The sequence below is a fragment of the Streptomyces sp. H39-C1 genome (assembly GCF_027158125.1).
GTDB classification, from domain to species: domain Bacteria; phylum Actinomycetota; class Actinomycetes; order Streptomycetales; family Streptomycetaceae; genus Actinacidiphila; species Actinacidiphila fildesensis.
Window position 1 is genome coordinate 12,077 of record NZ_JAPVLS010000046.1, and the last position, 24,460, is coordinate 36,536.

Genomic DNA, 24,460 nt, shown 5'->3' on the forward strand with positions numbered 1-24,460 from the left:
CGCGCACCCGTCCCCGCCCTGGCGCCCACGTCTCCATATCGCCCTGATCCGGACGGAGTTCTCCGGGCCCGGGTATTGACCCGCACCGTGCTGCCCATCATTCTGAACGCATGTTCAGAACGAACGTTCAGAACGAACTCGGGCCGGCCGACGTCGCGGTGATCGGCGGCGGTATGGCGGGAATGGCTACGGCGCTGCGGCTGCAGGCCGCCGGAGTGTCCACGGTGGTGCTGGAGGCGCACGGTCATGCCGGCGGGTGTGCCGGCTACTACCGCAAGCGGGGCTTCTCGTTCGACGTGGGGGCGACGACGCTGGTCGACTTCGCGCCCGGCGGGGTCGGCTCCGAGCTGCTGGAGAGCGTCGGTATCGCACCGCTGGACGCACACGAACTGCCGGGCTACCGGGCCTTCCTGCCCGACCGCGAGGTCGTACTGCACCGCGATCCGGCCGCCTGGCATGCCGAGCGGCTGCGGATGCTCGGTGACACCGACCGGCACCGGCGCTTCTGGGACCTGCTCGACCGGTTGGCGGGGACCTTCTGGCGGGCCAGCCGGTCGGGTGTGCGGCTGCCGGTCCGCGGTCCCGCCGACGCGCTGCGGGACCTGCGGGCGATCGGCATCGCCGGGATTCCGCTCGCCCGCCATGTGAACCGGACCCTCGGGGACGCGCTGCGCGCCCACGGCCTGCGGGACGACGCGGCGCTGGTCGGGCTGCTCGGCATGCTCGTCGAGGACACCGTGCACACCGGTGTCGACGACGCGCCGCTGATCAACGCGGCGCTCGGTGTGACGATCCGGGGCGCGGGACTCAGCCGGCACACCGGCGGTATGCACGGTTTCTGGCGGGTCCTGGTGGCGCACTACCGGGGACTCGGCGGCCGGCTCCGCACGGGGTGCGAGGTGTCGCGCGTCGACGGCGCGGCGGGGAGCTATCGGGTGACGACCCGGCAGGGCGTTCTCCTGGCCCGGCGCGTGGTCTGCGCGATACCCGCCGTCACCACCGCCAGGATCTGCGCCACACTGCCGGTCGCCCGCAGGCTGCGGCCGTTCCTGGAGCGCGACGCGGACGCGTCGGGCGGCGCGTGCGTGGTGTTCCTCGGGGTGCCCGACTCCGAGGTGTCCGGCCAGGAGCTGACCCACCATCAACTGCTGCAGTCGTACGACCGGCCGCTGGGCGACGGGAACAACATGTTCGTCTCCGTCTCCGAGCCGGGGGACCCGCTCAGCGCCCCGCCGGGGCACCGGGCGGTGATGATCTCCACGCACACCGATCTGGCCGACTGGGCCGGGCTCGACGCGACCGCGTACGAGCAGCGCAAGAAGGAGATCGGCGAGCGCCTCGTCACCTGTGCGCGGCGGGCCTACCCGCGGTTGGGGGAGCGGGCCGTGATCGCCCAGACCGGCACGCCCCGCAGCTACGAGCGCTTCGGGTTCCGTCCCGCCGGCGCGGTCGGCGGTCCGCGCCAGCACCTGCGCAACACCAATCAGCACGCCGTCCCGCACGATCTCGGCGGACCCGGCCTCTGGCTCGTCGGGGACTCGACCTGGCCAGGACTGGGCACCGTCGCCTGCGTGCTGGGCAGCCGCATCGTCGCCGAGGGCATGCTGCGTGAGAAGGGATCGACCCGGTGAAGCAGTCCGACCCGGTGGACCGGCCCGACGCCGTCCACCAGCCCAGCCTGGCCGAGCTCGGTGCGGACCTGCTGGTCACCTCGCGCCGGCGGCGGCTGATCGCGCTGTGCCGTCCGTTCGCGGGGGTGTCGCTCTTCGCGGTCGTGGCGTGGCTGCGCTGGTGGTGGCTCACACCGGTGATCGTCTTCGGCGTCTTCGTCTCGGTCGTCACCGTCACGCACGACGTCGTGCACCGGACGATCGGCCTGTCGGCGCGGGCCACCGACTGGGCGCTGTTCGCGACCGGGCTGGTGCTGCTGGAGAGTGGGCACGCGTACCGCGCCACGCACACCCAGCACCACCGGCTCTTCCCGCACCCCGACGACCCGGAGGGACACCCCGCCGACCTGTCGCTCCTCGGTGCGCTGCTGCACGGACCGGTGTTCCTCGTCCGCCTGTGGTTCTGGTCCTACCGGCGCGGCCGGGACCGCGGTTGGCTCCTCGCGGAGGCGGCCGTGCCCGTCACGGTGCTCGGCGGCGGCGTGGTGCTCTGGCCGTACACGCCCGGAGTGCTGGCCTACGCGGTGATGATGATCGTCGGAAGCTGGGTGTACCCACTGCTGACGGTGTATCTGCCGCACCACGACTACGGTGACACGCCGCTGACCCAGACCCGTACGCTGCGGGGCCGGATCATCCCCGCGATGTTCCTGGAGCTGACCTACCACCTCGAACACCATCTGTACCCGCAGGTGCCGAGCCACCATCTGCCGGAACTGGCGCGCCGGCTCGAGACGTACCTCGCCGCCAACGGCGTCCGGGCGGTGCGTGTTGTCTGACACCCGTGGCCGGGTACTCGACGCCGCCCTGTCCTGCCTCGTGGCGCACGGCTTCGGCGGCACCACCGCGCGGGCGATAGCGCAGGCGGGCGGCTTCGCGCCCGGCGTCATCTACTACCACTTCACCGATCTGGACGACCTGTTGGTCGCGACGCTCGCGCACACCTGCGAGGCGCGCGCCAAGCGGTACCGGGCCGAGTTGTCGGACGTGGACCGCGCCGGGCGCGCGGTCGAGGTGCTCCGGATGCTCTACGACGAGGACACCGCGGTCGGGCACATCGCCGCAGTCCAGGAGATCTACGCCGGAGCGCGACCGGGGTCGCGGCTCGCCGCCCAACTGTCGCTGGAGACCCGGCGCTGGGAGGAACTGGCGGAGGAGCTGCTGACGACGCTGCTGCGCGGCAAGCCCCTCGCCTCCGTGGTGCGGGTGCCCGTGGTGGCCAGCGCGGCCGTGGCGTTCTACCTCGGCATGGAGACCCTCACCCACCTCGACGGCGACCGGTCGCGTCCGGCGGCGCTCTTCGACCAGGCCGCTCGGATCGCCACCGTCTTCGACCGGATCCCGCGGCTGCGCCGGCGATCCTCGTAGCGCCTCGCCCGCACCCCCATTCACCGTCTGCCGCACCCGCTGTGAGACTGGCTGCCTGATCGCCGTCAAGGAAAGGCCGCTCCTCATGAAGATCCTGGTCACCGGGGCCTCCGGCCACGTCGGTGGGGAGCTCGTCTCCCAACTCGCCGCGCAGGGGCGTGCGGTGCGCGCCCTGGTGCGCGACCCGTCGGCGTTCGAGGCGCCGCCGGGCGCGGAGGTGGCCGCGGGAGACCTCAACCGGCCGGAGAGTCTGACGGAGGCTCTGAACGGGGTCGACGCGATGTTCCTGCTGGGCGGGTTCGCGGACATGCCCGGTGTGCTGGCCGGCGCGCGAGCCGCCGGCGTGCGGCATGTCGTGCTGCTGTCCTCACGTTCCGTCGTGGGCGGCAACCCGGAGAACGCCGTCGTCGCGATGCACCAGGGCTCCGAAGTGGCGGTGCGCGAATCCGGCCTGGGCTGGACGCTGTTGCGGCCGAGCGGATTCATGTCCAACACCTTCGAGTGGCAGGGCCAGCTCCGTGCGGGCGACATCGTGCGCGCGCCGTTCGCCGGGGTGCCGATCGCCGCGATCGACCCCCACGACATCGCCGCGGTCGCCGCGGCCGTGCTGGGCCGTGACGAGCACCACGGCCACAGTCACCCCCTCAGCGGCCCCGCCGCGCAGCGCCCCGTCGAGCGCGCCGAGATCCTCGCCAAGGTGCTGGGCCGGCCGCTGCGCTTCGAGGGGCAGCCCGATGACGAGGCACGGGCCGAGATGCTCGGCAACGGGGTTCCGGAGCGCTATGTCGACGCGTTCTTCCGCTTCTTCGTCGACGGCGAGTTCGACGACACCCCGGTTCTCCCCACGGTCGAGGACCTCACCGGGCGTCCGCCCCGGACCTTCGAGGACTGGGCCCGCGCTCACGCCGACGCCTTCCGGTGAGGTACGAAACGCTCGGTCACCGTACCGGTCCGCCGCGTCGGACGAGGGTCGCCGGCTGCGGCGTGATCACGCACCGAGGCGGTCGTATAAGCGGGCCGCAGGTGGGGTAGAACGGTGGCGGACATCCTGATCCGGGGTGTCCGCGGCGCCCGTTGCGGGCGGCACTGTCACGGACGAAGGATGCAAAAACGATGGCCAGCGGCACGGTGAAGTGGTTCAACTCGGAAAAGGGCTTCGGGTTCATCGCCCAGGACGGCGGCGGCGCCGACGTCTTCGCCCACTACTCCAACATCTCGGGCACCGGCTATCGCGAGCTCGCGGAGGGCGAGCATGTGACCTTCGATGTCACGCAGGGCCAGAAGGGACCGCAGGCGGAGAACATCGTCCGCGGCTGACACCCCGGGTGCGGGAAGAGACCGGCGCCCCGCCGGCCCGGTCTCTTCCCGGAACCCCGCTCTCTCCCGCAGGCCGTCCCGGGCCGCGGACGAGACGTGGGCCACATCCCTGGCGTGGATGTCACATCGCGAGTGGCCGGGCCGCTCTCAGATGGTGACCACGACACAGGGAGCACCCAGTGAAACTCACCATCTTCGCCGCGACCGGCGGGATCGGCCGGCAGATCCTCGACCAGGCCGTCGGGGCGGGCCATGACGTCACCGCGGTCGTGCGGAACCCGGCCAAGGTATCCGGACCGATACGCATCGTCACCGCCGACCTGGCCTCCGCCGATCCGGAGACACTCCAGTCCGCGATCTCCGGCGCGGACGCCGTTCTGTCCGGTCTCGGTGCCCGCTCGAAGTCCGAGGCGGGCGTGGCCTGGCAGGGGACGCGGGCCATGGTGCAGGCGATGCGGGCGACGGATGTCCGGCGCATCGTCGTCGTCAGCGCGGCCCCGATCGGCACAGTGGCCTCGCCCGGCGTTCCGAACCCGCCGAAGCACGATCCCGGCGACGGATTCCTCATGCGTCATGTGTTCGGCCCGCTGGTGAAGGCCGCACTGCGGGACCACTACGCCGACCTCGCGCGGATGGAGGACATCCTGCGCGGGAGCACCCTGGACTGGACCGTGGTCCGGCCCCCGAAGCTGACCGACAAGGCCCTGACCGGGACCTACCGCACCGCGTACGAACAGAACGTACGAGGCGGTTGGTCGGTATCGCGCGCCGACGTCGCCCATTGCATGCTCGACGTCCTCGAGCGCCCCGAGACGGTCGGCCGGGCGATCGGCATCGCCGGCTGAGTCCGAGAGCCGACAGGGCCGGTGACGTGACCGGCCATCGGCGACCGGCGACCGGCGAAGAACCCCGCGGAGAGCCCGGCCCGCACGGGGGGCCGGGCTCCTCGTCGTGCGGGACGACCCGTGGTTCAGCGTGGGGCGAGGGTCGTCCCGAGCCGCTCGGTGGTGTTCCCGTACGGCAGATCGGAGAGCGACAGGTCGGTGCAGAACCGGGTGACGAGGTCGGCGAAGTCCGCGATGCGCTCGACGGGCGCCAGGTGATCGGTCTCCTTGATGGTGGTGAACCACGCCGCGGGCAGCTGGGCGGCCACCTCGCGGCCCATCTCGGGCGTGGTCAGCGTGTCGTACTCACCGGTGACCACCAGGCTGGGGATGGCGGGCGACGGTTCGGGGCGGTACCACTCGTGGCGCATCAACCGGGTGTTGTGCTCGGCGGACTTGCGCAGCTCCTCGGGGCTCTGGCCGACGATCTGCTGGTAGACCAGCCGGGAGACGGCGGCGTGCTTGCGGACATGGCCGGTGCCAGGAGGGGACATGAAGCGGTCCGCGAGTTCGCGCGCGATCGGCTCCGTCTCACCGCGTTCGATCATGACGGACCAGCGCTCCATCGCCTCGGCGTAGCCGGCGGGGATACGGGTGGTCATGCCGACCAGCAGGAGGCGCTTGACGAGTGCGGGGTAGTGCTGGGCGAAACGCAGACCGATGGCCCCGCCGTAGCAGGCGGCGACGAGGTTGATGCGGGGCAGGCCGAGCTCCTCGACGAGGTGGCGGACGGCCGCCGCCAGGAAGTCGACCCCGTACTTGGCGGGCAGGAAATCGGCGGTGCCGTAGCCGGGGAGGTCGACGGTGATCACCTGGCCCAGCGGGGCCAGCCACTTCTCGTGGCGCACCCAGGAGTTGCGGTCCTGGGACGATCCGCCGAGAACCAGGACCGGCTCGGTGCGGGGGGTGCCCTGGCGCACGATGCGGCAGGTGAAGCGGAAGCCGTCGAAGGTCAGATCCCGCTCCTCCACCCGGACGGGTGGGGTCGTCCCCTGGTCTCCCAGGACTCCGTGGGCCGCCTGGGCCTGTCCGGGGAGGGTGGCGGTGGCGCCGAGCCGGTCCGCCCCACGGTCCTGGGGAGGTGCGGTGTCGGTGGACATGAAGGGCTCCAGAATTCAGGGAGGGCGGTGTGACGCCGTCCCCGGCCGCGGCGGGCGGGAACGGCGTCCGGACCGTTCCGCCTGTATGACGTGACCCGGGAGGAGTCGGCGGACAGCCCGGCGACGAAGAGCGAACGCCCAGCGCCCGCCGTGCGCTGCGTCCACGCACAAGGGGCCGATCGCCGCTTCGATCACCAATAGGTGTTCGTTGCAGTCTGTTTGCCCGGATTGGTCGGAACACCCTTTGCGGGGTTGATTCACCTGTTCAGGTGATAGGAGACGTCACTCTGGGTGAACGTTCCGAGGAGCTCTGCTGACGTTCGTCACACGAAGGAGCCATCTGCCGCGGCACTCCGTACAGGAGCTCGCGTTGAACCTCCGACCCGTTGAGGCGCCGGGCCGCGCACGCTCCCAACAGGGTCCGGGGCCCGGCGGGTTGGACGTACCGTTCTCCCAAGGTCGCTTTCGCAGCTCGCACGGGGGAATCTCATGGCCATCGACTACGTCAAGCGTCCCGCCGCCCCCAGCCCGGCGATCGATCTCGTGAAGGTGCGGGCCAGTGCGCCCCGGCTCGTCGATCTGTACAAGTCGGCCCGGGTCTCGCTGGAGAAGGCCGGGATGGCCGGTCAGCGCGCCGCGGTCTATCTGGTCCTGGACCGCTCGGGGAGCATGCGCCGTTACTACAAGAACGGCACCGTCCAGCATCTCGCCGAGCAGGCGCTCGGCCTGGCCGCGAACCTCGACGACGACGGTGTCGTGCCGGTGGTCTTCTTCTCGACGGAGGTCGACGGTGTCGCGGACCTCGGCCTGACCGACTACGAGGGCCGGATCGGCGCCCTGCACGCGGGCTTCGGCCGCATGGGCCGCACCAACTACCACCTGGCCATGCAGGCGGTCATCGACCATTACGCCGACTCGGGCGCCACCGATCCGGCCTTCGTCATCTTCCAGACCGACGTTGCGGCCTGAAAGTCGCACTAGATCAGCAGCCACCGCCGAAGAGGACCGGGGGTGGCTCCCGCCAAGTGATCAAGAGAAAGAAGGAAATGGTGGGTCCCCTAGGGAGCATGCAGGACCGGTAACGGACCTGTGTGAAGCCTCCCGATAAGAAGACCCCAAGAGTCCCTCGGGCCATGAGGGAAAACAGGGTAAGGGGAAGGCCAGGATGGGTGAACGAAAGTGAATCTCCGTTGAGGTCTCGACATGGAAAACCGGCCTATGGTGCAGTTCGCGGCCGGAAGGGTTAGGGGATGCGAAGCCCCAAGTGGCCAGGAACGCCGTCAGGTTCTTGGTGAGATCACCACTACCCCGGGATACAGGAGGCACCCAAACCGGGCTGTTTCTGATTGGTGCGGAACAGGACAACCCCGCAAGGGTCCAGGGCGGATGCGTCCTGGTAAGCCAAGGGCAACTGAGGACCAATCCCCTTGCGGGCGAAGGAAGACTCGAAAAGCGAATGCCACCAGGGCGAAAGCTCAAGGGAAAGCGCGGAACAGGGCCGCCTCGGCCCCCACGTACAACCTGGTGGATACCGGGCCTATGTCCGGATCCGAAAGGATGCCCACGCGGGTCTGGTGGACCTCTGAATCTACCAACGCAAAATCTATTGAACCATGTGCCGACTTAGACGCGATGGAGGGGACGTGACTGACGCAACAGTGGAAGAGCGCACCGCCGGAGCGAACGAAGCCATGGGCGACGCGGAATTCTGGCATGGTATTGACTGGGCCAAGGCTGAAGCGGACGTAAAGCGACTGAGGCAGCGGATTTTCAGGGCAACGCAGGAAAAGGACCTCACTCAGGTCCGAAACCTTCAAAAGCTCATGCTGCGATCTCGCGCCAACGTGCTCGTAAGCATCAGGCGAGTGACGCAGCGGAGCATGGGACGCCGCACGGCTGGAGTGGATGGATTCACTGCCACGTCGGATGAACGGCGGGGACGACTGGCCAGGACACTGACAAAGACCCCGCTGGCATCATCCAGCCCTACGCGACGCGTGTATATTCCTAAGGCCAATGGGAAGATGCGCCCGCTCGGTATTCCAACAATCCGGGACCGAGTGGAACAGGCCAGGGTGAAGAATGCCCTGGAGCCTGAATGGGAAGCCCGCTTCGATGGACGCAGCTTTGGGTTCCGTCCGGGGCGAGGCTGCCACGATGCACTGGTGGTAATTCACAAGTTCTTGTGTGGGAGAAACGGCAAGTACGGCCGGTCGTGGATTCTCGATGCGGACTTGACCAGTGCATTCGATCGCATCAACCATCATGGCCTCATGGAAGCCATTGGCGACTTCCCGGCACGCCGGGAAATCTATCGCTGGCTCAAGGCGGGCGTGATGGAAAATGGGAACTTCGCCCCAACGGGCGAGGGAACTCCCCAAGGTGGAGTGATCAGCCCATTGCTCCTGAACGTCGCACTGCACGGCATGAGGGAGATTGCAGGGGACCCGACAGACCTCCCCGAATGGAGGAGGGTGAAAACGAAGTCCCCGATCCTGGTAAGGTACGCTGACGATTTTGTGGTTATCTGTGCCACCGAAAAGGAAGCGCGAGAGGCCAAGGAGCGATTGGCCGGATGGCTGGAGCCCAGAGGGTTGAGTATCAACGAGGACAAGACGAAAGTCGTCCACGTGGATGAAGGATTCGATTTCTTGGGGTGCACAGTTCAGAAGGTCGGCTCTAGCATCCTCATCAAACCAAGCCGAAAATCAATCGAATCGGTCAAGGAAAAGATTCGCGAGCTCACATCGCCATATAGCGGGCTGCAGATCGAAACGCTCATCCGTCGGATGAATGCCTTGATCAAGGGCTGGGCAATGTACCACCGGCCACACGCTGCATCGAAGGTGTTCGGAACACTGGATAGCTTCGTCTATCAGCGGATGTACCGGTGGGGCAAGAGGCAGCATCCGCAGAAGGGCTCGGCCTGGGTAAAGGCCAAGTACTTCGGGCGCTTCCACCCCACCCGAATGGACAACTGGGTCTTCGGAGAAAAGAAGACTGGGCAGTTCCTGGAAAAGTTCTCCTGGACTAGTATTCAACGACACACGATGGTCAAGGGGGACTCGTCTCCCGATGATCCATCGTTGCAAGAGTACTGGGCCACACGGACCCGGAGGCGGTCGTATCCACCGAGAGAAGGCAAAGTCAACGTCTCGCTGGCGGCCAAACAGAAGGGTCTGTGCCCACTCTGTGGGGTAGATCTGATTGCTTGTGCACCGTACGAGCCTGATTCAGCGCGAGAGTGGGCTGAATGGTTCGACGCGAACGCACGGACGGTCAACAGGCACCACCTGACCTACCGCTCTATGGGCGGTAGCGACCAAACGTCCAACCTCATGCTCATTCATACGGACTGTCACAGGCAGCACCACGCAGGTGATTTCCGCATGGGACCTAGAGGGATTCCAAAGGCGTAGCCATTTGGTCTGCTTGAGCCGGATGCGGGGACAACTCGCACGTCCGGTTCTGAGGGGGGCCTCTGCCTGAGAGGGCAGGGGCCTACCCGGCGCAGCCCCAGTTCCAGGACCGCCGCCGAGCATGTCCTGTGCACCGCCGCCCGGTTGCCGATCTTCTGGCAGTTCGTGGCCTTCGGGAACCCCGACGACCGTCAGTTCGACTTCCTCCGCAAGCTCGACGACCTGCCGGTACCGGCCAAGCGCGTGGTCGACAACGCGGGGTTCTTCCCCGCGGGAGACGATCCGCGCGCCCTGTCCGATGCCGAGCTCTATCAGCGGCTCACGCAGGAGTTCGGTTCCTGGATCACCGCCGCCACCGCCGCGGGCATCATCCGCTGACCCTCGTGTCCCGAAGCAACAGGCCGGGCGCGCTCACCTCGGCGCCGCTCACGCGTCGTCCCAGCGGAACAGCCGCACCGCCAGCAGGGTGAGCACCGCGGTGAAGAGCAGCAGCCCGCCGATCGTCGGCAGCGCGTCGCCCCAGCCGCCGCCCCTGGTCAGCACGTTCTGCATGGCCGTGGACAGATGGTGCAGCGGCAGCACCGTCGAGATCGTCTTGAGCCAGCCGGGAGCGCTGTCCAGCGGGAAGAAAGATCCGGACAGGAACGCCATCGGCAGCACGATCAACTGTGCGGCCGCCGTGGCCGTCTGCTCGGTCTTCGCCCAGGATCCGACGAGCAGGCCGATCGACATGAACGCCAGCGACCCGGACAGCACCAGCGGCAGCGCGATCCACCACTGTCCGGTGAGTTTCAGCCCGTAGTACGGCAACGTCGCCACCCCGAGGAACACGGCCATCTGCAACAGCGCCACCAGGAGCGTCACCGCGACCGGGGCGGCGACCACGGCGGGCAGCCGCACCGGAGCCAGCCGCAGCCGGCGCAGGATGAACTTCTTGCGCCACACCACCAGGGTCAGCGCGGCCGTGAACGTGCCGGAGGTGGCGATGGCCCAGCCCAGCAGGCCCGGGGTGAGGTACTGGATCGGCTTGGTCGACAGATCCTCGACCTGGGACGCCTGCAGGACGTACGTGGGCGGAGCGTGGCTCGCGTCCTGGTTGGCCTGCTGGACGATGCCGTTGACGACACCCTGCACGGTCGCGGCGCGGGTGGCGTCGGCGACGGAGTAGCGGAGCACCAGCCGGCCGTCGGGGCCCTGGCTGACCAGTCCGTCGTCGTCGCCGTTCCTGACCTTCTCGAGGGCGTCCGCCTGGTCGTCGTCCCGGACCAGTGTCACCTCCTCGTTCAGCTGCGCGCGTTGGTCCGGCGTCATGGAGTCGAAGAGGACGACCGGGCCGTTCTGCAGCAGCGTGATGTGGGGTGCCGAGGCGCCCTTGAACAACGAGCCGAACAGCAGCAGGAACAGCAGCGGGAACAGAACCGTGAAGAACACCGCGGCGCGGTCGCGGCTCCAGCCCAGCAGTTGGGCTCTGGCGAGGGAGCGGAAGGCGGTCATGCGCGGTACTCCCGTCCGGTGAGCTGCAGGAACACATCCTCCAAGGTGGCCCCGCGCACCTCCAGGCCGCGTAGCGCGTCCTGCTCCGCGAGCAGGGCGAGCACCGGGGCCGGGGTGCGGGTGGCGATCGTCAGGGTGACGCCGTCGTCGGCGACGTCGGCCCGCGTTCCGGACCCGGCCAGCAGCTCACGCGCCCGGTCGGCGGTGAGCCGGCCGGACTCCACGGTCAGCCGGGTCGGTGCGTCCAGCTCCCTGACCAGGGTGGCCGGCGGATCGGTCTTCAGGATCCGGCCGTGGTCCATCACCGCGACCCGGTCGCACAGGATCTCGGCCTCGTCCAGGTAGTGGGTGGTCAGCACGACGGTCCGGCCCTCGGCGTTGATCTCCCGCAGCAGATCCCACAGATTGCGGCGGGCCTGCGGGTCGAGACCCGTGGTCGGCTCGTCGAGGAACAGCAGCTCCGGGTCGTGGACCAGGGCGCAGGCGATGGCCAGGCGCTGCCCCTGGCCGCCGGACAGCTTCTCGGCCGCGGTGCCCGCCGAGTCGGCGAGTCCGACCCGGGCCAGCATCGCGTCCGCCCGCGCCGCTCCGACGCCGTACAGCGAGCCGAACGTGACGATCTGCTCGCGCGCGGTCAGCCGTTCGAAGAACGCGGACGCCTGCAGCTGCACCCCGATCCGCGGCAGCAGCGCGGAGTTGCGCGGCCAGGGGCTCAGTCCCAGTACCCGCGCACTGCCCTCGTCCGGCTTGCGCAGCCCCTCCAGGATCTCGAGGGTCGTGGTCTTCCCGGCCCCGTTGGGCCCGAGCACCCCGAAGAACTCCCCGGACTTCACCTCCAGGTCGACGCCGTCGACGGCCTGGACGTCCCCGTACCGCTTGCGCAGCCCTTCGGCCGCGATCGCTGCAGTCATGGGCACACCTTAGGGGCGGTATTCGGCCCCACCGGGCTCGATCGCCTGTTCCCGTCCCACCGGTTCCGAAGCGGAACAGGAGCGTCCGGGGCAAGCGGGGGGAGTGCGGAGGCGGTGGATCGCGCCGGGGTGGGCAGGCGCAGGGCAGGCGTGAAATGGCCGGGAGGCGCTGGGTGGTGGGGTCGCCGGTCCCAGGAGGAAGGCTGACGAGGGTGATTCTCGATGATGGTTGAGCGGTTCTTGAAGGTCTCCGTCGCGAAGGGCGGCGTCGCGGAGGCGCGGGCCTGGGCCTGTGCACAGCTGGAGGGGTTCAGCTGGCCCGCGCACTGGCGGCCGGACTACAACGTGGTCGCCCTGTTGGTGTCGGAGCTGGTGACGAACGCGGTGCGGCACGCCTCCGGCGCCGTGGGCCTGCGGCTGATGTGGGACGAGCGGCGGCTGCGGATCGCCGTGGACGACTCCTCCACGGTCCTGCCCGTGGTGCGACCGGCGCGGCCGGACCTGCCCGGCGGGCACGGTCTGAACCTGGTGCAACGGCTGTCCGGCGGCTGGGGTGTGGTCCCGCGGGCCGGAGGCAAGCGGGTGTGGGCCGATCTGGTCCCGGGCTAGGCCGCCGTATCCCTGATAGCAGCGACGCGCTTCCGTACACTTGGTCCAGCTGTGGGCCCGGGCTCCCTCCGGGCCCATCAGTATGTCCGCCCGCTGCTGTCCGCCCGCTGCTGTCCGCCCACCGGTGTCCGCCGCCCGGGTGGTCCGCGTCCCTCGATTGGCCTGCCGGTGTGGCGCGACCGCGGCATCCGGGTCATGATCGGCTCGGTAGCCCCTGCTGTGAGGAGCGGATGGTCATGTCGGAGCGCAGCCGTCGCCAAGGAGCCGTAGAGGCCCCCTCCAGCCTGCCCATGGGCCACCCGCTCGGCGAGGTCGGCGACGAGTGGCTGCCCGGCGCCCCCACCCGGCCCCGCGAGGACGGCGACCGGACGGCCCCGCCCACCGGGAAGCACACCCCGTCCCGCAACCTCGCGTACGGCGACTACTGGGTCGAGAAGGACGGTGCCGACGGCGGCAGCGGCCGCAACGGCGAACGGAACGCCTGACCGCTGCGGAACGCCTGGCCGTTGCGGAAGGCCCGGCCATGGCGGAACGCCCGAGCACTGCGGAGCGGACGCCGGTGAGCCCCGGGCCACTCGCGGCTCAGGGGACCCGGACCAGGTGCACCGCCGTGCTCGCCCAGTCGCCGTGCGGCAGGTCGGGGAGCAGGCCGTACCCGGTCAGTACCGCCGCGGAGTGCACGGAGCCACTGTCGGCGTCGCGGTAGCGGGCGGTGGGGTCGAGGCCGGCCAGCCGTAGCGGCAGCCGCGGACCGCCGTGCCGCGGAGTGCGCCGCCAGACCAGCAGCAGCGCCTCGCTCCGGTCGGCCGCGGTGTACTGCACGGCGGCCGGGCCTTCGTCGACGGGACCGCGCGGCCGGTGCAGGGTGCCGTGCTGCACCAGATGACGTACCCGCTTGTACTGCGCCAACAGGGCCGCGCCTTCGGTCAGTTCGTCGTCCGACCAGCGGGTGAGGTTGCCTCCGATGCCCAGTACTCCGGCCATCGCGACATGGAAGCGGAAACGCAGCGGCACGGTGCGGCCGGTGAGCTGGTTGGGCACATCGGTCACCCAGGCGGCCATGGTCCGGGCCGGGTAGATCTGGCCGTAGCCGTGCTGGATGTGCATCCGGTCGGCCGCGTCGGTGTTGTCGGAGGTCCAGGCCTGGTCGGTGCGGGACAGGATGCCCAGGTCCACCCGGCCGCCGCCACCGCTGCACGTCTCGATCCGCAGGCCGGGGTGGTCGGCGCGCAGCCGGTCGATGATCTCGTAGAGGTGGTGCACGTACGCCGTTCCCACGCGGTCGGCGCCGTCCGGCTGATCCGGCCAGCCGGCTTCGCTGAAGGCGCGGTTCATGTCCCATTTGAGGAAGTCGATGCCGTTGTCGCCGACCAGCCGGGTCAGCCAGCCGTACGCCCAGTCCGCGACGTCCCGGCGGGCGAAGTTCAGCACCAGCTGGTTGCGCAGCTCGGTCCTGGCGCGGTGCGGGAAGTGCAGCACCCAGTCCGGGTGCGCCCGGTAGAGGTCGCTGTCCGGGTTGACCATCTCGGGCTCCACCCACAGGCCGAACCGCATGCCGAGCTGGTGCACCTCACGGACCAGCGGGGTGAGGCCCTGGGGGAAACGGTCGGGGGACGGGGTCCAGTCGCCGAGTCCGGCCCGCTCGCTGCGGCGCGCGCCGAACCAGCCGTCGTCCATGACGTACAGCTCCACACCCAGCGCCGCCGCGCGGGCGGCCAGCTTGAGCTGGCCGGGCTCGTCCACGTCGAAGGCGGTGGCTTCCCACGAGTTGTAGAGCACGGGGCGCGTCTCGTCGGCGTGCGGCAGTACGTGGGCCAGGGTGTACGCGTGCCAGGCCCGGCTGGTCGCGCCGAAACCGCCGTCCGAGTGGAGCCCGGCGAAGCGGGGCGTGGTGAACTCCTCGCCGGGGCCGAGCGGCAGGACCGCCCCGTCGTGGCCGGCGCCGCCGGTGAACCCCGCCCGGCCGTCGGGGGACCGCTGCACGGTGATGCGCCAGCTGCCGCTCCAGGCGAGGGCCGCACTCCACACCTGGCCGTGGTCCTCGGTCGCGTCGCCGGCGTCCAGCATCACCCAGGGGTTGGTGTGATGGCTGGTGATGCCCCGGCGGCTGGTGAGCGTCGTCTCGCCGAACGGCACGCGGTCGCGGTGCAGTTGGGTCTCGGCCGACCACTGGCCGGTGACATGGCTGAGCCGGTGGTCCTCCCGGGCCGGAACGGTCCACGCGGCGGAGTCGGCACGGGGCAGCGTGACGGTGTCGTCGCCGGTGTTGCGCAGCACCGTCCAGCGTTCGATCACATCGCTGTCGTCGTGGACGCGGTAGTGGAGCGCGATCTCCAGGGGGTAGTGGCGGTCGCGGAACTCCAGGACCAGTTCGGCGGCCCCGGGCGCCGGTTCGTGCACGTGGTGGCCCGTCGCGAGCCATTCGAAGGCGCGGGTCCCGTCGGCGAAGCGCACCTGCAGCGACGGGACCCCGAACCGCGCTCCGCCGTCGACGGGCAGTTCCTCACCGACGGGTGGCGGTCCCTCGAAGCTGCTGGCAGGCGGGGGCGGGGGAGTGGCGAGCTCCTCGGCCTCCGCGAGGGTCAGCCGCGGTCCCCACGCGAGGTGGCAGGGCGCTCCCGTCCCGTCGACGCGCAGCGCGTACGAGGTGCGCGGGGTGCGGAGCAGCCAGACCCCGGTGTCGGGGGCGAAGGAGATCACAGGCATGGATCCTTACGTTCAGATAGCGCCTCGAGAGCAGTCGGCAGCCAACCCCGCTTGCGATCACCTGTCAATACCCATGACGGCACCTGCATTTGGAGGTCAAGATCCCACTGGGGCGACATCTTGAAAGGAGCTTACTTCTTTCATTGACAGCGGAAAAGAACCCCCCTACGTTTCGGCCATGCACTCGTCGCCTCGTACCGACGTGGTTCCGGCAGCGACGCCGGCCGCCTCCCTGGTCTTCACCACCGTGCTGTCCCACGGTCCGCTCACCCGGATCGAGATCGGCCGGCGGACCGCGCTGTCACCGGCGGCGGTCACCAAGGCGGTACGGCCGCTGATGGCGGCCGGCTATCTCGTCGAAGGCGTGGACGAGGAGGCGCGGGCGTCGCTGGGACGGCCCGCCAATCCCGTACGCGTCGACGGCGGCCGGGCGCTGTTCATCGGCGTCAAGGTGACCGGCGACGAGATCATCGCGGTGCTCACCGATCTGTGCTGCCGCATCCGGGTGGCCCGGCACGTCCAGCTCACCGCCCGCGACCCGGGCGCCGTGCTCGCCTCCATCGGCGCACTCGTCCAGGAGCTGCTCACGGAGGCCGAAGGGTTCGGTGTGCAGGTCAGCGGGCTGGGGCTGGCGGTGTCCGGCGATGTGGACCGGGTGGCAGGAGTGGTGCGCTACTCACCGTTCCTCGACTGGCGCGACGTGCCGCTCGCGGAACTGGCCGGCACGGTGACCGGCCTGCCGGTCACCGTCGACAACGACGTCCGCGCGCTCACCGTCGCCGAGCAGTGGTTCGGGGCCGGGGCCGGCGTGTCCGACTTCGCGCTGGTGACCGTCGGTGCGGGCATCGGCTGCGGACTCGTGGTGCACGGACGGGTGGTCTCCGGCGCGCACGGCGTCGCCGGTGAGATCGGCCATCTGTCCATCGACCCGCTCGGGCCGCTGTGCCACTGCGGAAACACCGGGTGTGTGGAGGCGATCGCCGGTGACGCCGCCATCATCCGCCGGGTCCGTGAGGTGACCGGACTGCCGGTCACCGACTCCGCCCGGGCCCTGGAGCTCGCGCACCAGGGCGACCCCGGCGCGCGAGAGGTGTACGCGCGGGCCGGGGAGGCGATCGGCCGGGCCATCGGGGCCGTCGTCAACGTTCTCGGACCGGAACGAGTGATCATCTCCGGCGAGGGACTGGCGGCGTACGACCTGTTCGCCGAGCACATCCGTGTCGCCTTCACCGCGTCCGCCTTCGGTACCGCCGCCCAGTGCGACGTCATGACCCGTCCACTGCCCTTCGAGGAGTGGGCGCGCGGCGCCGCGGCCACCGCGATCCAGTCCTTCATCGGCATCGACACGTAACGCACGTCCCCCGACCCCCACGGCGTGCCCCCCACGCACACGTACGACCACCATGCCGCTCCGCAACGCCCTGCGCACGCCCATGCCCTCACAACAGGAGGTCCGACCCATGCGGTCATCCTCGTACCCCTCCACACCCCCCATGTCCGTCACCGCGCCGCCGGCCCGCCGTGCCACCCGGGCCCTGCTCGTCCTGGCCCTCGCCGCCGGCCTGACGGCGACCGTCCCGGCCGCGATGGCCTCCTCTCCCGCGGCGGCCAGGACCTCCACCGCTCCCACCACCGCCCGGGCCGCCGTAGCCGCGCCCGCCCAGAAGCCGTTCATGGGCTGGTCCAGCTGGAGCATGCAGTCCTCGAAGTACCCGGGGCTCAACCCCGACGGCGACTACAGCTACCTGACCGAGAAGAACGTCCTCACGCAGGCGGGCGCGCTGGCGTCGAAGCTCAAGAAGTACGGGTACGAGTACGTCAACATCGACGCCGGCTGGTGGCGTGACACCACATGGAAGCCGGAGTTCGACGGGTACGGCCGCCAGGCACCCGACCCCGTCCGGTTCCCGCGCGGCATGAAGCCGGTCGCCGACGACATCCACGCCAAGGGTCTCAAGGCCGGTATCTACCTGCCCGCGGGGTTGGAGAAGGAGGCGTACGGCGCGGGCAAGGTGCCGGTCTGGAACGCGCCGGGCTGTACCACCGCCGACATCGTTCACGGCGACCTGCGCACCACCAACGGCTGGGACAGCGCCTACAAACTCGACTTCTCCCGGCCCTGCGCCCAGAAGTACATCGACTCGCAGGCCCAGATGTTCGCCGACTGGGGCTACGACTTCCTCAAACTGGACGGTGTAGGACCCGGCTCCTTCAAGAGCGGTGACAACTACGACAACGTCGCCGACACCGCCGCCTGGCAGAAGGCGATCGCCACGGCCGGGCGTCCCATCCACTTCGAACTGTCCTGGTCGCTGGACATCAACCACGCCGCCGACTGGAAGAAGTACTCCAACGGCTGGCGGATCGACACCGACGTCGAGTGCTACTGCAACACCCTGGTGTCGTGGGAGAACTCGGTCGACGACCGATGGGCCGACGTGGCCGGCTGGACCCGGCACGCCGGACCCGGGGGCTGGAACGACCTCGACTCCCTCGACGTGGGCAACGGCGCGATGGACGGCCTGACCAAGGCCGAACGGCAGAGCTACGCGACCCTGTGGGCCATCGCCAAGTCCCCGCTCTACACCGGTGACGACCTCACCCGCCTCGACGACTACGGCGTCTCGCTGTTGACCAACCGCGAGGTCATCGCGCTCAACCAGGGCAGCACCCCGCCCGCCCGGCCCATCACCGCCTCCGGCGACCAGCAGGTCTGGAGCGCGAAGAACGCCGACGGCAGCTACACCGTCGCCCTGTTCAACCTCGGCAACGGGCCCGCCGCCGTGACCGCCGACTGGTCGTCCCTCGGCTTCTCCGGCCAGGGAGCGGTCCGTGACCTGTGGAACAAGGAGAACCTCGGCACGTACAAGGACAAGGTGACGCAGGCGCTGCCGGCCCATGGCTCGCGGCTGTTCACCGTCACGCCGCACGGTCCCGCGCAGCAGATGACCGGCTACGAGGCCGAGTCGGCGGCCAACACCCTCAGCGGCAACGCCGGGATCGGTGACTGCGCGGCCTGCTCGGGCGGCCACAAGGTCGGCAACCTCTACCAGGGCGGCAAGCTCCAGTTCAACAACATCGTGGTGCCGAAGGCCGGCCGCTACGTCATCAACGTCGCCTACATCAGCGGTGACGCGCGCCCGGCCCAGATCTCCGCGAACGGCAACGGGGCCACCGGTCTGAAGTTCCCCTCCACCGGTGACTGGGGGACCGTCGAGACCGTCGGTGTGCCCGTGACCCTCAAGGCGGGCAGCAACACCGTCACCTTCGACAGCGGCGACGGCTACGCCCCGGACATCGACCGGATCGACGTGCCGAAGCTGTCGTGACGACCGGGTGCGGGGTCCGACCTCCTCCGGGCCCCGCACCCCCGTCCGCACCCCCACAACGTCCCGCCACAAAACGGAGTGCACCGTGGACGACCAGAACACCGACTCATCCCCCCGCCGGCCGAGCCGGCGGGACATCCTCTCCCTCGCCGCCGCGGCGGGTGCCTTCACCGCACTCGGCAGCCTGCCCGCCTTCGCGGCCACCGCGCCGGCGGCGCGACCGTCCGAGTCCCCCCTGCTTCCCGAGGCGTCGACCACGCGGTTCTGGTACCCGGCGCCCGCCTCCGACACCGCGATGATCGAGCAGGGGCTGCCCATCGGCAACGGGCGGCTGGGCGCGCTCACCGGCAACGACCCGTCACGCGAACTGCTCCTCCTCACCGACGCCACCCTGTGGACCGGCGGCCGCAACGCCGTGCTCGACGCGGACGGCCAGTTCCCCTACGCCCGGGAGAACTTCGGCTCCTTCACCCTCCTGGGGCGGCTGACCGTCGACATCCCCGACCACGACCTCTCGGCGGTCTCCGACTACCGCCGTGACCTCGACATCAGCCAGGGGATCGTCTCCTCGTCGTACGTCCGCTCGGGAGTGACGTACGAGCGGCAGATCTTCGCCAGCCACCCGGACGACGCCATCGTCCTGCACTTCTCCCAGCGCGGTGGCGGCCGGTACACCGGAACGGTCACCCTGGCGGGCACGCACGACGAGACCACGACCACGGACGGGGCCCGTACGTACGCGTCGTTCGGTGCCGCCTTCCCGGACGGCGGACTGCGCTACGGCGCCGCGGTGACGGCGTACAGCTCCACCGGCACGGTGACCACCGACGGTGCGCGGATCTCCTTCGCCGGCTGCAAGGACCTCACCGTCGTCGTCAGCGGCGGCACCAACTACGCGCCCGACGCCGCCGCGGGCTACCGTGACCCCGCCCTGGACCCGCAGAAGCTGGCCCGGAGCAAGGTCCTCACGGCGGCCCGCCACCCGTTCACCTCGCTCCTGCACTCCCATGTCGCCGACCACCGGGCGCTGTTCGACCGCATGGGCATCTCGCTCGGCGAGTCGTCCTCCGTGCAGCGCGGCCTCGACACCTGGGAGCGGGTACGCGCCCGCGCCAGGGACGGCGAGGCCGACCCCGAACTCGAGGCGTCCTACCTGCAGTTCGGCCGCTATCTCATGATCGCCGGATCGCGTGACAGTCTGCCGCTCAACCTCCAGGGGCTGTGGCTGGACGGCAACGACCCGGACTGGATGGGTGACTACCACACCGACATCAACATCCAGATGAACTACTGGATGGCCGACCGGGCCGGCCTGTCCAGCAGCTTCGACGCCTACGCCGACTACTGCCTGGCGCAGCTCCCGTCCTGGACCGAGCTGACCCGCACCCTCTTCAACGACCCGCACCCTCTTCAACGACCCGCGCAACCGCTACCGCAACTCCAGCGGGAAGATCGCCGGCTGGACCGTCGCCATCTCGACCAACATCCATGGCGGAGGCGGCTGGTGGTGGCATCCGGCGGGCAACGCGTGGCTGTCCAACTCGCTCTTCGAGCACTACGAGTACACCCAGGACGCGGCCTACCTCGCCAGGATCCACCCGCTCCTGAAGGGCGCCTGCGAGTTCTGGGAGGCGCGGCTGCTCACCACGACCGTCACCGACCCGGCCACCGGCAAGGACCGCGAGGTCCTGATCGCCGACAGCGACTGGTCGCCCGAGCACGGCCCCCTCGACGCCAAGGGCATCACCTACGCGCAGGAACTGGTGCGGGCGCTCTTCGAGAACTACCGCACCGCGTGTGCCGTCCTCGGCCGGGACAGCGGCCACAGCAGGACCATCGCCTCCCTCCAGGAGCGGCTGTACCTGCCGCAGGTGAGCCCGAAGACGGGCTGGCTGGAGGAGTGGATGTCACCCGACAACCTCGGAGAGACGACCCACCGGCATCTCTCGCCGCTGATCGGGCTCTTCCCCGGCGACCGGATCCGCCCCGACGGCTCCACCCCCCAGGCCGTCGTCGACGGCGCGACCGCGCTGCTCACCGCGCGCGGGATGGAGAGCTTCGGCTGGGCGAACGCCTGGCGCAGCCTGTGCTGGGCCCGGCTGAAGAACGCGGACAAGGCGTACCAGCTGGTCGTGAACAACCTGCGGCCCTCCATCGGCGGGACCAACGGGACCGCGATGAACCTGTTCGACATCTATGAGGTGTCGACGGGCCGCGGCATCTTCCAGATCGAGTCCAACTTCGGCACCTCGGCCGCCATGATCGAGATGCTGGTCTACTCCCGCCCCGGCCACATCGAACTGCTCCCCGCGCTCCCCGACGCCTGGGCGCGTTCCGGCTCGGTCACCGGCGTCGGGGTACGCGGCGGTTTCGTCATCGACCTGCGCTGGCGGGACGGCAAGGTCACCGAGGCGCGGTTGCGCAGCGTCGGCGGCCGCAGCACCACAGTGTCGTACGGGGGAGTGTCCCGCGCTCTCAGCCTCAAACCGGGCGGCTCCGTCACACTGCGGGACTTCAGCCGGTGAGCCGCCGTCCGTGGTTCCCGCTCGGTGGCCGTGTGGCAGGAGTCGTCGGCGCCCTCGTCGTCGCGCTGTGCGCGCCGGCCGCCATGTCCTCGGCGTCGGCAACTTCTGCGGTGCGTCCCTCCCACCAGGTGGTGACCTGGGGGGCGAGCGCCGACCGGATGGGAACGGCGGTCGCCGACCACAGCTACCGGCTCGTCGTGCGCACCAGCGTCGGCGGCGGCAGCCCCCGGATCCGGCTGTCCAACGCGTTCGGCGACCACCCGGTGACGTTCGACAGCGTCTACGCCGGGCAGCAGAAGGACGGTGCCCAGCTTCTCCCCGGCAGCAACCGCCGCCTCACCTTCGGCGGTGGTCAGGCCGTCACGGTGCCGCCCGGCGCCACCGTGTACAGCGATCCGCTGTCCGGATCGCTGGCGGCGCAGAGCAATCTCGTCGTCAGCCTCCATGTGGTGGCGGCCGAGGGGCCGGCGACCGGCCACGGCATGGCCATGCAGACGTCCTACGCGGCGGGCGGCGAGCACGCAGGCGAGGAGGGCGCGGGCAGTTGGACCGAGCGGATCGGATCCTGGTTCTACCTCGACGCGGTCAGCGCGGAGACCGGGGCGGACACCGGCGCCGTGTTCACGCTCGGCGACTCGATCACCGACGGCTGGCAGTCGAGCACCGACACCGACCGCCGGTGGCCCGACTACCTCTCGCGGCGGCTCCAGGGCGCGACCGGCATCGGCATCAAGGGCGTCGCCAACGAGGGGATCTCCGGCAACAAGGTGCTGGCCGACGGCGCCGGACAGAGCGCCCTCGCGCGGCTGCAGCGCGATGTGCTCTCCCAGCCCGGGATCCGCACGGTGTTCCTCTTCGAGGGCATCAACGACATCAAGGCGCACAGCGGCGTCACGGTCGACGACATGATCGCCGGCTACCGGCAGATCATCGACCGGGCCCACGCGGCGGGCGTCTGCGTCGTCGGCGGGACGGTGCTGCTCTTCAAGGGGTGGTCGGAATTCGATCCCGCCAGTGAGGCCGTACGCCAGGGCGTCAACTCCTTCATCAGGAGCGGCGGTGCGCTGGACGCCGTCACCGACTTCGACAAACTCCTGCGCAGCCCGTACGACCAGGAGCGGCTGCTTCCGGTCTTCGACGGCGGCGACCACCTGCACCCCAACGACAAGGGCATGCAGGCGATGGCCGACTCGGTCGACCTGACGAGCCTGCGGTGCACCCGCTGAACTCCGCCGGGCCGGCGCCGTCCTGAGCCGGCGCCGACCCCGGAATCCGACGCTCTGACGCCGGGCCCGACCGGGCCCGGCGTCCGCCGGATGTCACTGTTCGGAACTGTTCGAGAGATCTAACATTTTCCTCATAACTGTCTGCAACGCTCTTCCCTGTGCGACTCAGGATCCGCACATCAGGGGAGAGGGACGCAGATGTCAGGCGCGCGGGACGAGACGCACGAACACGACGGGGCCGCACGCGAGGAGATACCCGAGGCCACGGTCGACGGCCCGCCCGCCGCAGCAGCGCGCGGAACCCGCCGTCGGGCCAAGAAGATCGTCGCCTGGACGGCCGTCGGCACACTGGTGCTGCTGGTCGTCTCGGGCGGCGCGATCTACTACCGGCTCAACAGCAACATCAAGAGTTTCCCCGCCGAGGCGATGAGCGCGGAGCGCCCGCCCGCCGCCGTACCCGACGCCACCGGGAACACCCCGGTCAACGTCCTGCTCATCGGCTCCGACTCACGCGGCGGCGCCAACAGCAGCCTCGGCGGCGGAGAGAGCGGCACGGCCCGTTCGGACACCACGATCCTGTTGCACGTCTACGCCGACCACAAGCACGCGATCGGCATCTCCATCCCCCGCGACACCCTGGTCACCATCCCCGCCTGCCGGCTGCCGGACGGGAGCTGGACCAGCGAGCGGACCCACACCATGTTCAACGAGGCCTTCTCGGTGGGGGAGACCGACGCGGGCAACCCGGCCTGCACACAGAACACGGTCGAGAAACTCACCGGCCTGCGGGTGGACCACACCATCGTGGCGAACTTCGAGGGCTTCGCGGCGATGACGAAGGCCGTCCACGGGGTGGAGGTCTGTCTGCCGAACGACATCTACCAAGGTGACGTCAACCCGAAGCTGGGCGCCAGGGGCGATCTGGTCCTCAGCAAGGGCAAGCAGAACGTCCAGGGCCAGCAGGCGCTGGACTACGTGCGGCTGCGGCACGGCATCGGCGACGGCTCCGACATCGGCCGGATGCTGCGCCAACAGGCCTTCCTCGGCTCGCTGGTGTCCAAGATCAAGGGGCAGGGCATCAACCCCACCACGCTGCTGCCGCTCGCGGACGCCGCGACCAAGTCGCTGATCGTCGACCCCGGTCTCGCCTCGGTGGCGAAGCTGCTGGAGTTCGGCTCGTCGCTGAAGAACATCGACCTGCGCGACCTCAAGTTCCTGACCACGCCCTGGCGTTTCAGCGGTGAGCGCGTCGAGCTGGTCCACCCCGCCGTCGACACCCTGTGGGCCACCCTCAAGGCCGACCGGACCATCGACGGGCAGGACGCCGCAGGGTCGCCGACCACCCCGCCCGCGACGTCGACACCGTCTGCTCCGGCATCGCCGTCCGGGACCCCGGGCGCGGGCGTCAAGCTCGTCGTGCTCGACGGCACCGCGACCACCGGTCTCGCGGGCAAGGCGGCGACCACCCTGGAGAAGGCCGGCTTCAGCGTCAGCGGGACGGTCACCGCCTCCTCCCAGACGTACGACACGACGGTCGTCGAGTATGGAGCCGGCCGGCGCGCCGACGCGCAGAAGGTCGCCGCCCTCTTCCCCGGCGCCACCCTGTCACCGGTCTCCACCGCCGGGATCAGGCTCGTCCTCGGCAAGAACTACACCCTCGGCCAGGATGCCGCGCAGCCGACCGGAACGCCCACCGCGCTGCCCTCCACCGTCGTGGCCGACGCCCGCTCCGCGGACCAGGACACCTGCGCCAACACGGTCTTCGGGTCCGGCGGCTGACGGCCCCCGCAGGTTCTCGGCCACGCGCGCCTGACGGAGCCCGGCGGACGGTCCCGCCGGGCGAACGGCGCGATCCTGTCCGGCACCCCGCCCCACTCGGTGCTCCGAAGGTGGATGCTGGAG

Annotated in this window: 18 protein-coding genes and 2 pseudogenes; 16 read left to right on the forward strand and 4 right to left on the reverse strand. The window is 69.9% G+C overall.

The genetic code is table 11. The annotated features are described in order from the left end of the window. Positions 1-110 precede the first annotated feature (110 nt). The 6 genes from O3W51_RS27415 to O3W51_RS27440 all read left to right on the forward strand — a co-directional run bounded on the left by O3W51_RS27415 (position 111) and on the right by O3W51_RS27440 (position 5,200). Complete coding sequence (locus tag O3W51_RS27415) at positions 111-1,631, forward strand: phytoene desaturase family protein (protein ID WP_138354360.1); 1,521 nt, start codon at positions 111-113, stop codon at positions 1,629-1,631. Next, positions 1,628-2,449 carry a fatty acid desaturase family protein gene (locus tag O3W51_RS27420; RefSeq protein WP_198357547.1) on the forward strand — a complete coding sequence of 274 codons (822 nt, stop codon included), beginning with the start codon at positions 1,628-1,630 and terminating at the stop codon, positions 2,447-2,449. Before O3W51_RS27415 ends, O3W51_RS27420 begins: the two co-directional genes overlap by 4 nt. Continuing rightward, the gene (locus tag O3W51_RS27425) at positions 2,442-3,038 is read left to right on the forward strand and encodes a TetR/AcrR family transcriptional regulator (protein WP_138354361.1); all 597 of its coding nucleotides are present in this window, start codon (positions 2,442-2,444) and stop codon (positions 3,036-3,038) included. Before O3W51_RS27420 ends, O3W51_RS27425 begins: the two co-directional genes overlap by 8 nt. Before the next feature lie 85 nt (positions 3,039-3,123). After that, the gene (locus O3W51_RS27430) at positions 3,124-3,960 is read left to right on the forward strand and encodes an NAD(P)H-binding protein (protein WP_138354362.1); all 837 of its coding nucleotides are present in this window, start codon (positions 3,124-3,126) and stop codon (positions 3,958-3,960) included. Between the two features lie 191 nt (positions 3,961-4,151). Then, entirely contained in the window at positions 4,152-4,355 is a 204-nt protein-coding gene (locus O3W51_RS27435) for a cold-shock protein (RefSeq protein ID WP_138354363.1), read from the forward strand. Between the two features lie 179 nt (positions 4,356-4,534). Further along, a complete protein-coding gene (locus tag O3W51_RS27440; RefSeq protein WP_138354364.1) occupies positions 4,535-5,200 on the forward strand; it encodes an NAD(P)-dependent oxidoreductase in 666 nt (221 codons plus the stop codon). 125 nt (positions 5,201-5,325) lie between these two features. Here the strand turns inward: O3W51_RS27440 and O3W51_RS27445 are convergent, their stop codons facing one another. Beyond that, positions 5,326-6,339, reverse strand: coding sequence for an alpha/beta fold hydrolase (locus O3W51_RS27445; protein ID WP_138354365.1), 1,014 nt, complete (start codon positions 6,337-6,339; stop codon positions 5,326-5,328). A gap of 489 nt (positions 6,340-6,828) precedes the next feature. Here O3W51_RS27445 and O3W51_RS27450 point away from each other — a divergent pair, with 489 nt between their 5' ends. The 3 genes and pseudogenes from O3W51_RS27450 to O3W51_RS27460 form a co-directional block, all read left to right on the forward strand. Further along, entirely contained in the window at positions 6,829-7,308 is a 480-nt protein-coding gene (locus tag O3W51_RS27450) for a VWA domain-containing protein (RefSeq protein WP_331284097.1), read from the forward strand. Positions 7,309-7,982: 674 nt separating this feature from the next. Continuing rightward, the gene (gene ltrA / locus O3W51_RS27455; RefSeq protein WP_269287634.1) at positions 7,983-9,758 is read left to right on the forward strand and encodes a group II intron reverse transcriptase/maturase; all 1,776 of its coding nucleotides are present in this window, start codon (positions 7,983-7,985) and stop codon (positions 9,756-9,758) included. A gap of 84 nt (positions 9,759-9,842) precedes the next feature. Further along, a pseudogene (locus tag O3W51_RS27460) lies at positions 9,843-10,136 on the forward strand (VWA domain-containing protein); the annotation flags it as partial. 48 nt (positions 10,137-10,184) lie between these two features. On the opposite strand, the gene O3W51_RS27465 reads toward O3W51_RS27460, so the two are convergent. Both O3W51_RS27465 and O3W51_RS27470 read right to left on the reverse strand, forming a co-directional pair. Next, positions 10,185-11,252 (reverse strand): ABC transporter permease, encoded by a 1,068-nt coding sequence (locus O3W51_RS27465; RefSeq protein WP_138354367.1) that lies wholly within the window; start codon positions 11,250-11,252, stop codon positions 10,185-10,187. Further along, complete coding sequence (locus O3W51_RS27470; RefSeq protein ID WP_138354368.1) at positions 11,249-12,163, reverse strand: ABC transporter ATP-binding protein; 915 nt, start codon at positions 12,161-12,163, stop codon at positions 11,249-11,251. The genes O3W51_RS27465 and O3W51_RS27470 overlap by 4 nt, the downstream gene beginning before the upstream one ends. Positions 12,164-12,385: 222 nt before the next feature. On the opposite strand from O3W51_RS27470, the gene O3W51_RS27475 reads away from it, so the two are divergent. Together O3W51_RS27475 and O3W51_RS27480 are read left to right on the forward strand one after the other, a co-directional pair. After that, the gene (locus tag O3W51_RS27475) at positions 12,386-12,772 is read left to right on the forward strand and encodes an ATP-binding protein (protein ID WP_138354369.1); all 387 of its coding nucleotides are present in this window, start codon (positions 12,386-12,388) and stop codon (positions 12,770-12,772) included. A 236-nt stretch (positions 12,773-13,008) separates the two neighbouring features. Beyond that, entirely contained in the window at positions 13,009-13,257 is a 249-nt protein-coding gene (locus O3W51_RS27480; RefSeq protein WP_138354370.1) for a hypothetical protein, read from the forward strand. A gap of 97 nt (positions 13,258-13,354) precedes the next feature. On the opposite strand, the gene O3W51_RS27485 is transcribed toward O3W51_RS27480, so the two are convergent. Further along, positions 13,355-15,478, reverse strand: coding sequence for an alpha-galactosidase (locus tag O3W51_RS27485; RefSeq protein WP_269287636.1), 2,124 nt, complete (start codon positions 15,476-15,478; stop codon positions 13,355-13,357). Between the two features lie 178 nt (positions 15,479-15,656). Here O3W51_RS27485 and O3W51_RS27490 point away from each other — a divergent pair, with 178 nt between their 5' ends. The 5 genes and pseudogenes from O3W51_RS27490 (at position 15,657) to O3W51_RS27510 (ending at position 24,337) form a co-directional block, all read left to right on the forward strand. Next, a complete protein-coding gene (locus O3W51_RS27490) occupies positions 15,657-16,829 on the forward strand; it encodes an ROK family transcriptional regulator (RefSeq protein WP_138354372.1) in 1,173 nt (390 codons plus the stop codon). 109 nt (positions 16,830-16,938) lie between these two features. Continuing rightward, the gene (locus tag O3W51_RS27495) at positions 16,939-18,807 is read left to right on the forward strand and encodes an alpha-galactosidase D (protein WP_438817413.1); all 1,869 of its coding nucleotides are present in this window, start codon (positions 16,939-16,941) and stop codon (positions 18,805-18,807) included. Between the two features lie 85 nt (positions 18,808-18,892). After that, positions 18,893-21,332 (forward strand): annotated as a pseudogene (locus O3W51_RS27500) (glycosyl hydrolase family 95 catalytic domain-containing protein). 83 nt (positions 21,333-21,415) lie between these two features. Next, positions 21,416-22,558, forward strand: a complete 1,143-nt coding sequence (locus tag O3W51_RS27505; RefSeq protein WP_269287650.1) for an SGNH/GDSL hydrolase family protein — start codon at positions 21,416-21,418, stop codon at positions 22,556-22,558. A 198-nt stretch (positions 22,559-22,756) separates the two neighbouring features. Continuing rightward, the gene (locus tag O3W51_RS27510; RefSeq protein WP_138354375.1) at positions 22,757-24,337 is read left to right on the forward strand and encodes an LCP family protein; all 1,581 of its coding nucleotides are present in this window, start codon (positions 22,757-22,759) and stop codon (positions 24,335-24,337) included. Positions 24,338-24,460: the final 123 nt, after the last annotated feature.

Coding starts and splice junctions, on each gene's coding strand:
- O3W51_RS27415 (WP_138354360.1), top strand. CDS start 111: ATGTTCAGAACGAACGTTCAGAACGAACTCGGGCCGGCCGACGTCGCG.
- O3W51_RS27430 (WP_138354362.1), top strand. CDS start 3,124: ATGAAGATCCTGGTCACCGGGGCCTCCGGCCACGTCGGTGGGGAGCTC.
- O3W51_RS27435 (WP_138354363.1), top strand. CDS start 4,152: ATGGCCAGCGGCACGGTGAAGTGGTTCAACTCGGAAAAGGGCTTCGGG.
- O3W51_RS27445 (WP_138354365.1), bottom strand. CDS start 6,339: ATGTCCACCGACACCGCACCTCCCCAGGACCGTGGGGCGGACCGGCTC.
- O3W51_RS27450 (WP_331284097.1), top strand. CDS start 6,829: ATGGCCATCGACTACGTCAAGCGTCCCGCCGCCCCCAGCCCGGCGATC.
- O3W51_RS27465 (WP_138354367.1), bottom strand. CDS start 11,252: ATGACCGCCTTCCGCTCCCTCGCCAGAGCCCAACTGCTGGGCTGGAGC.
- O3W51_RS27470 (WP_138354368.1), bottom strand. CDS start 12,163: ATGACTGCAGCGATCGCGGCCGAAGGGCTGCGCAAGCGGTACGGGGAC.
- O3W51_RS27475 (WP_138354369.1), top strand. CDS start 12,386: ATGATGGTTGAGCGGTTCTTGAAGGTCTCCGTCGCGAAGGGCGGCGTC.
- O3W51_RS27480 (WP_138354370.1), top strand. CDS start 13,009: ATGTCGGAGCGCAGCCGTCGCCAAGGAGCCGTAGAGGCCCCCTCCAGC.
- O3W51_RS27485 (WP_269287636.1), bottom strand. CDS start 15,478: ATGCCTGTGATCTCCTTCGCCCCCGACACCGGGGTCTGGCTGCTCCGC.
- O3W51_RS27490 (WP_138354372.1), top strand. CDS start 15,657: ATGCACTCGTCGCCTCGTACCGACGTGGTTCCGGCAGCGACGCCGGCC.
- O3W51_RS27495 (WP_438817413.1), top strand. CDS start 16,939: ATGCGGTCATCCTCGTACCCCTCCACACCCCCCATGTCCGTCACCGCG.
- O3W51_RS27505 (WP_269287650.1), top strand. CDS start 21,416: ATGTCCTCGGCGTCGGCAACTTCTGCGGTGCGTCCCTCCCACCAGGTG.
- O3W51_RS27510 (WP_138354375.1), top strand. CDS start 22,757: ATGTCAGGCGCGCGGGACGAGACGCACGAACACGACGGGGCCGCACGC.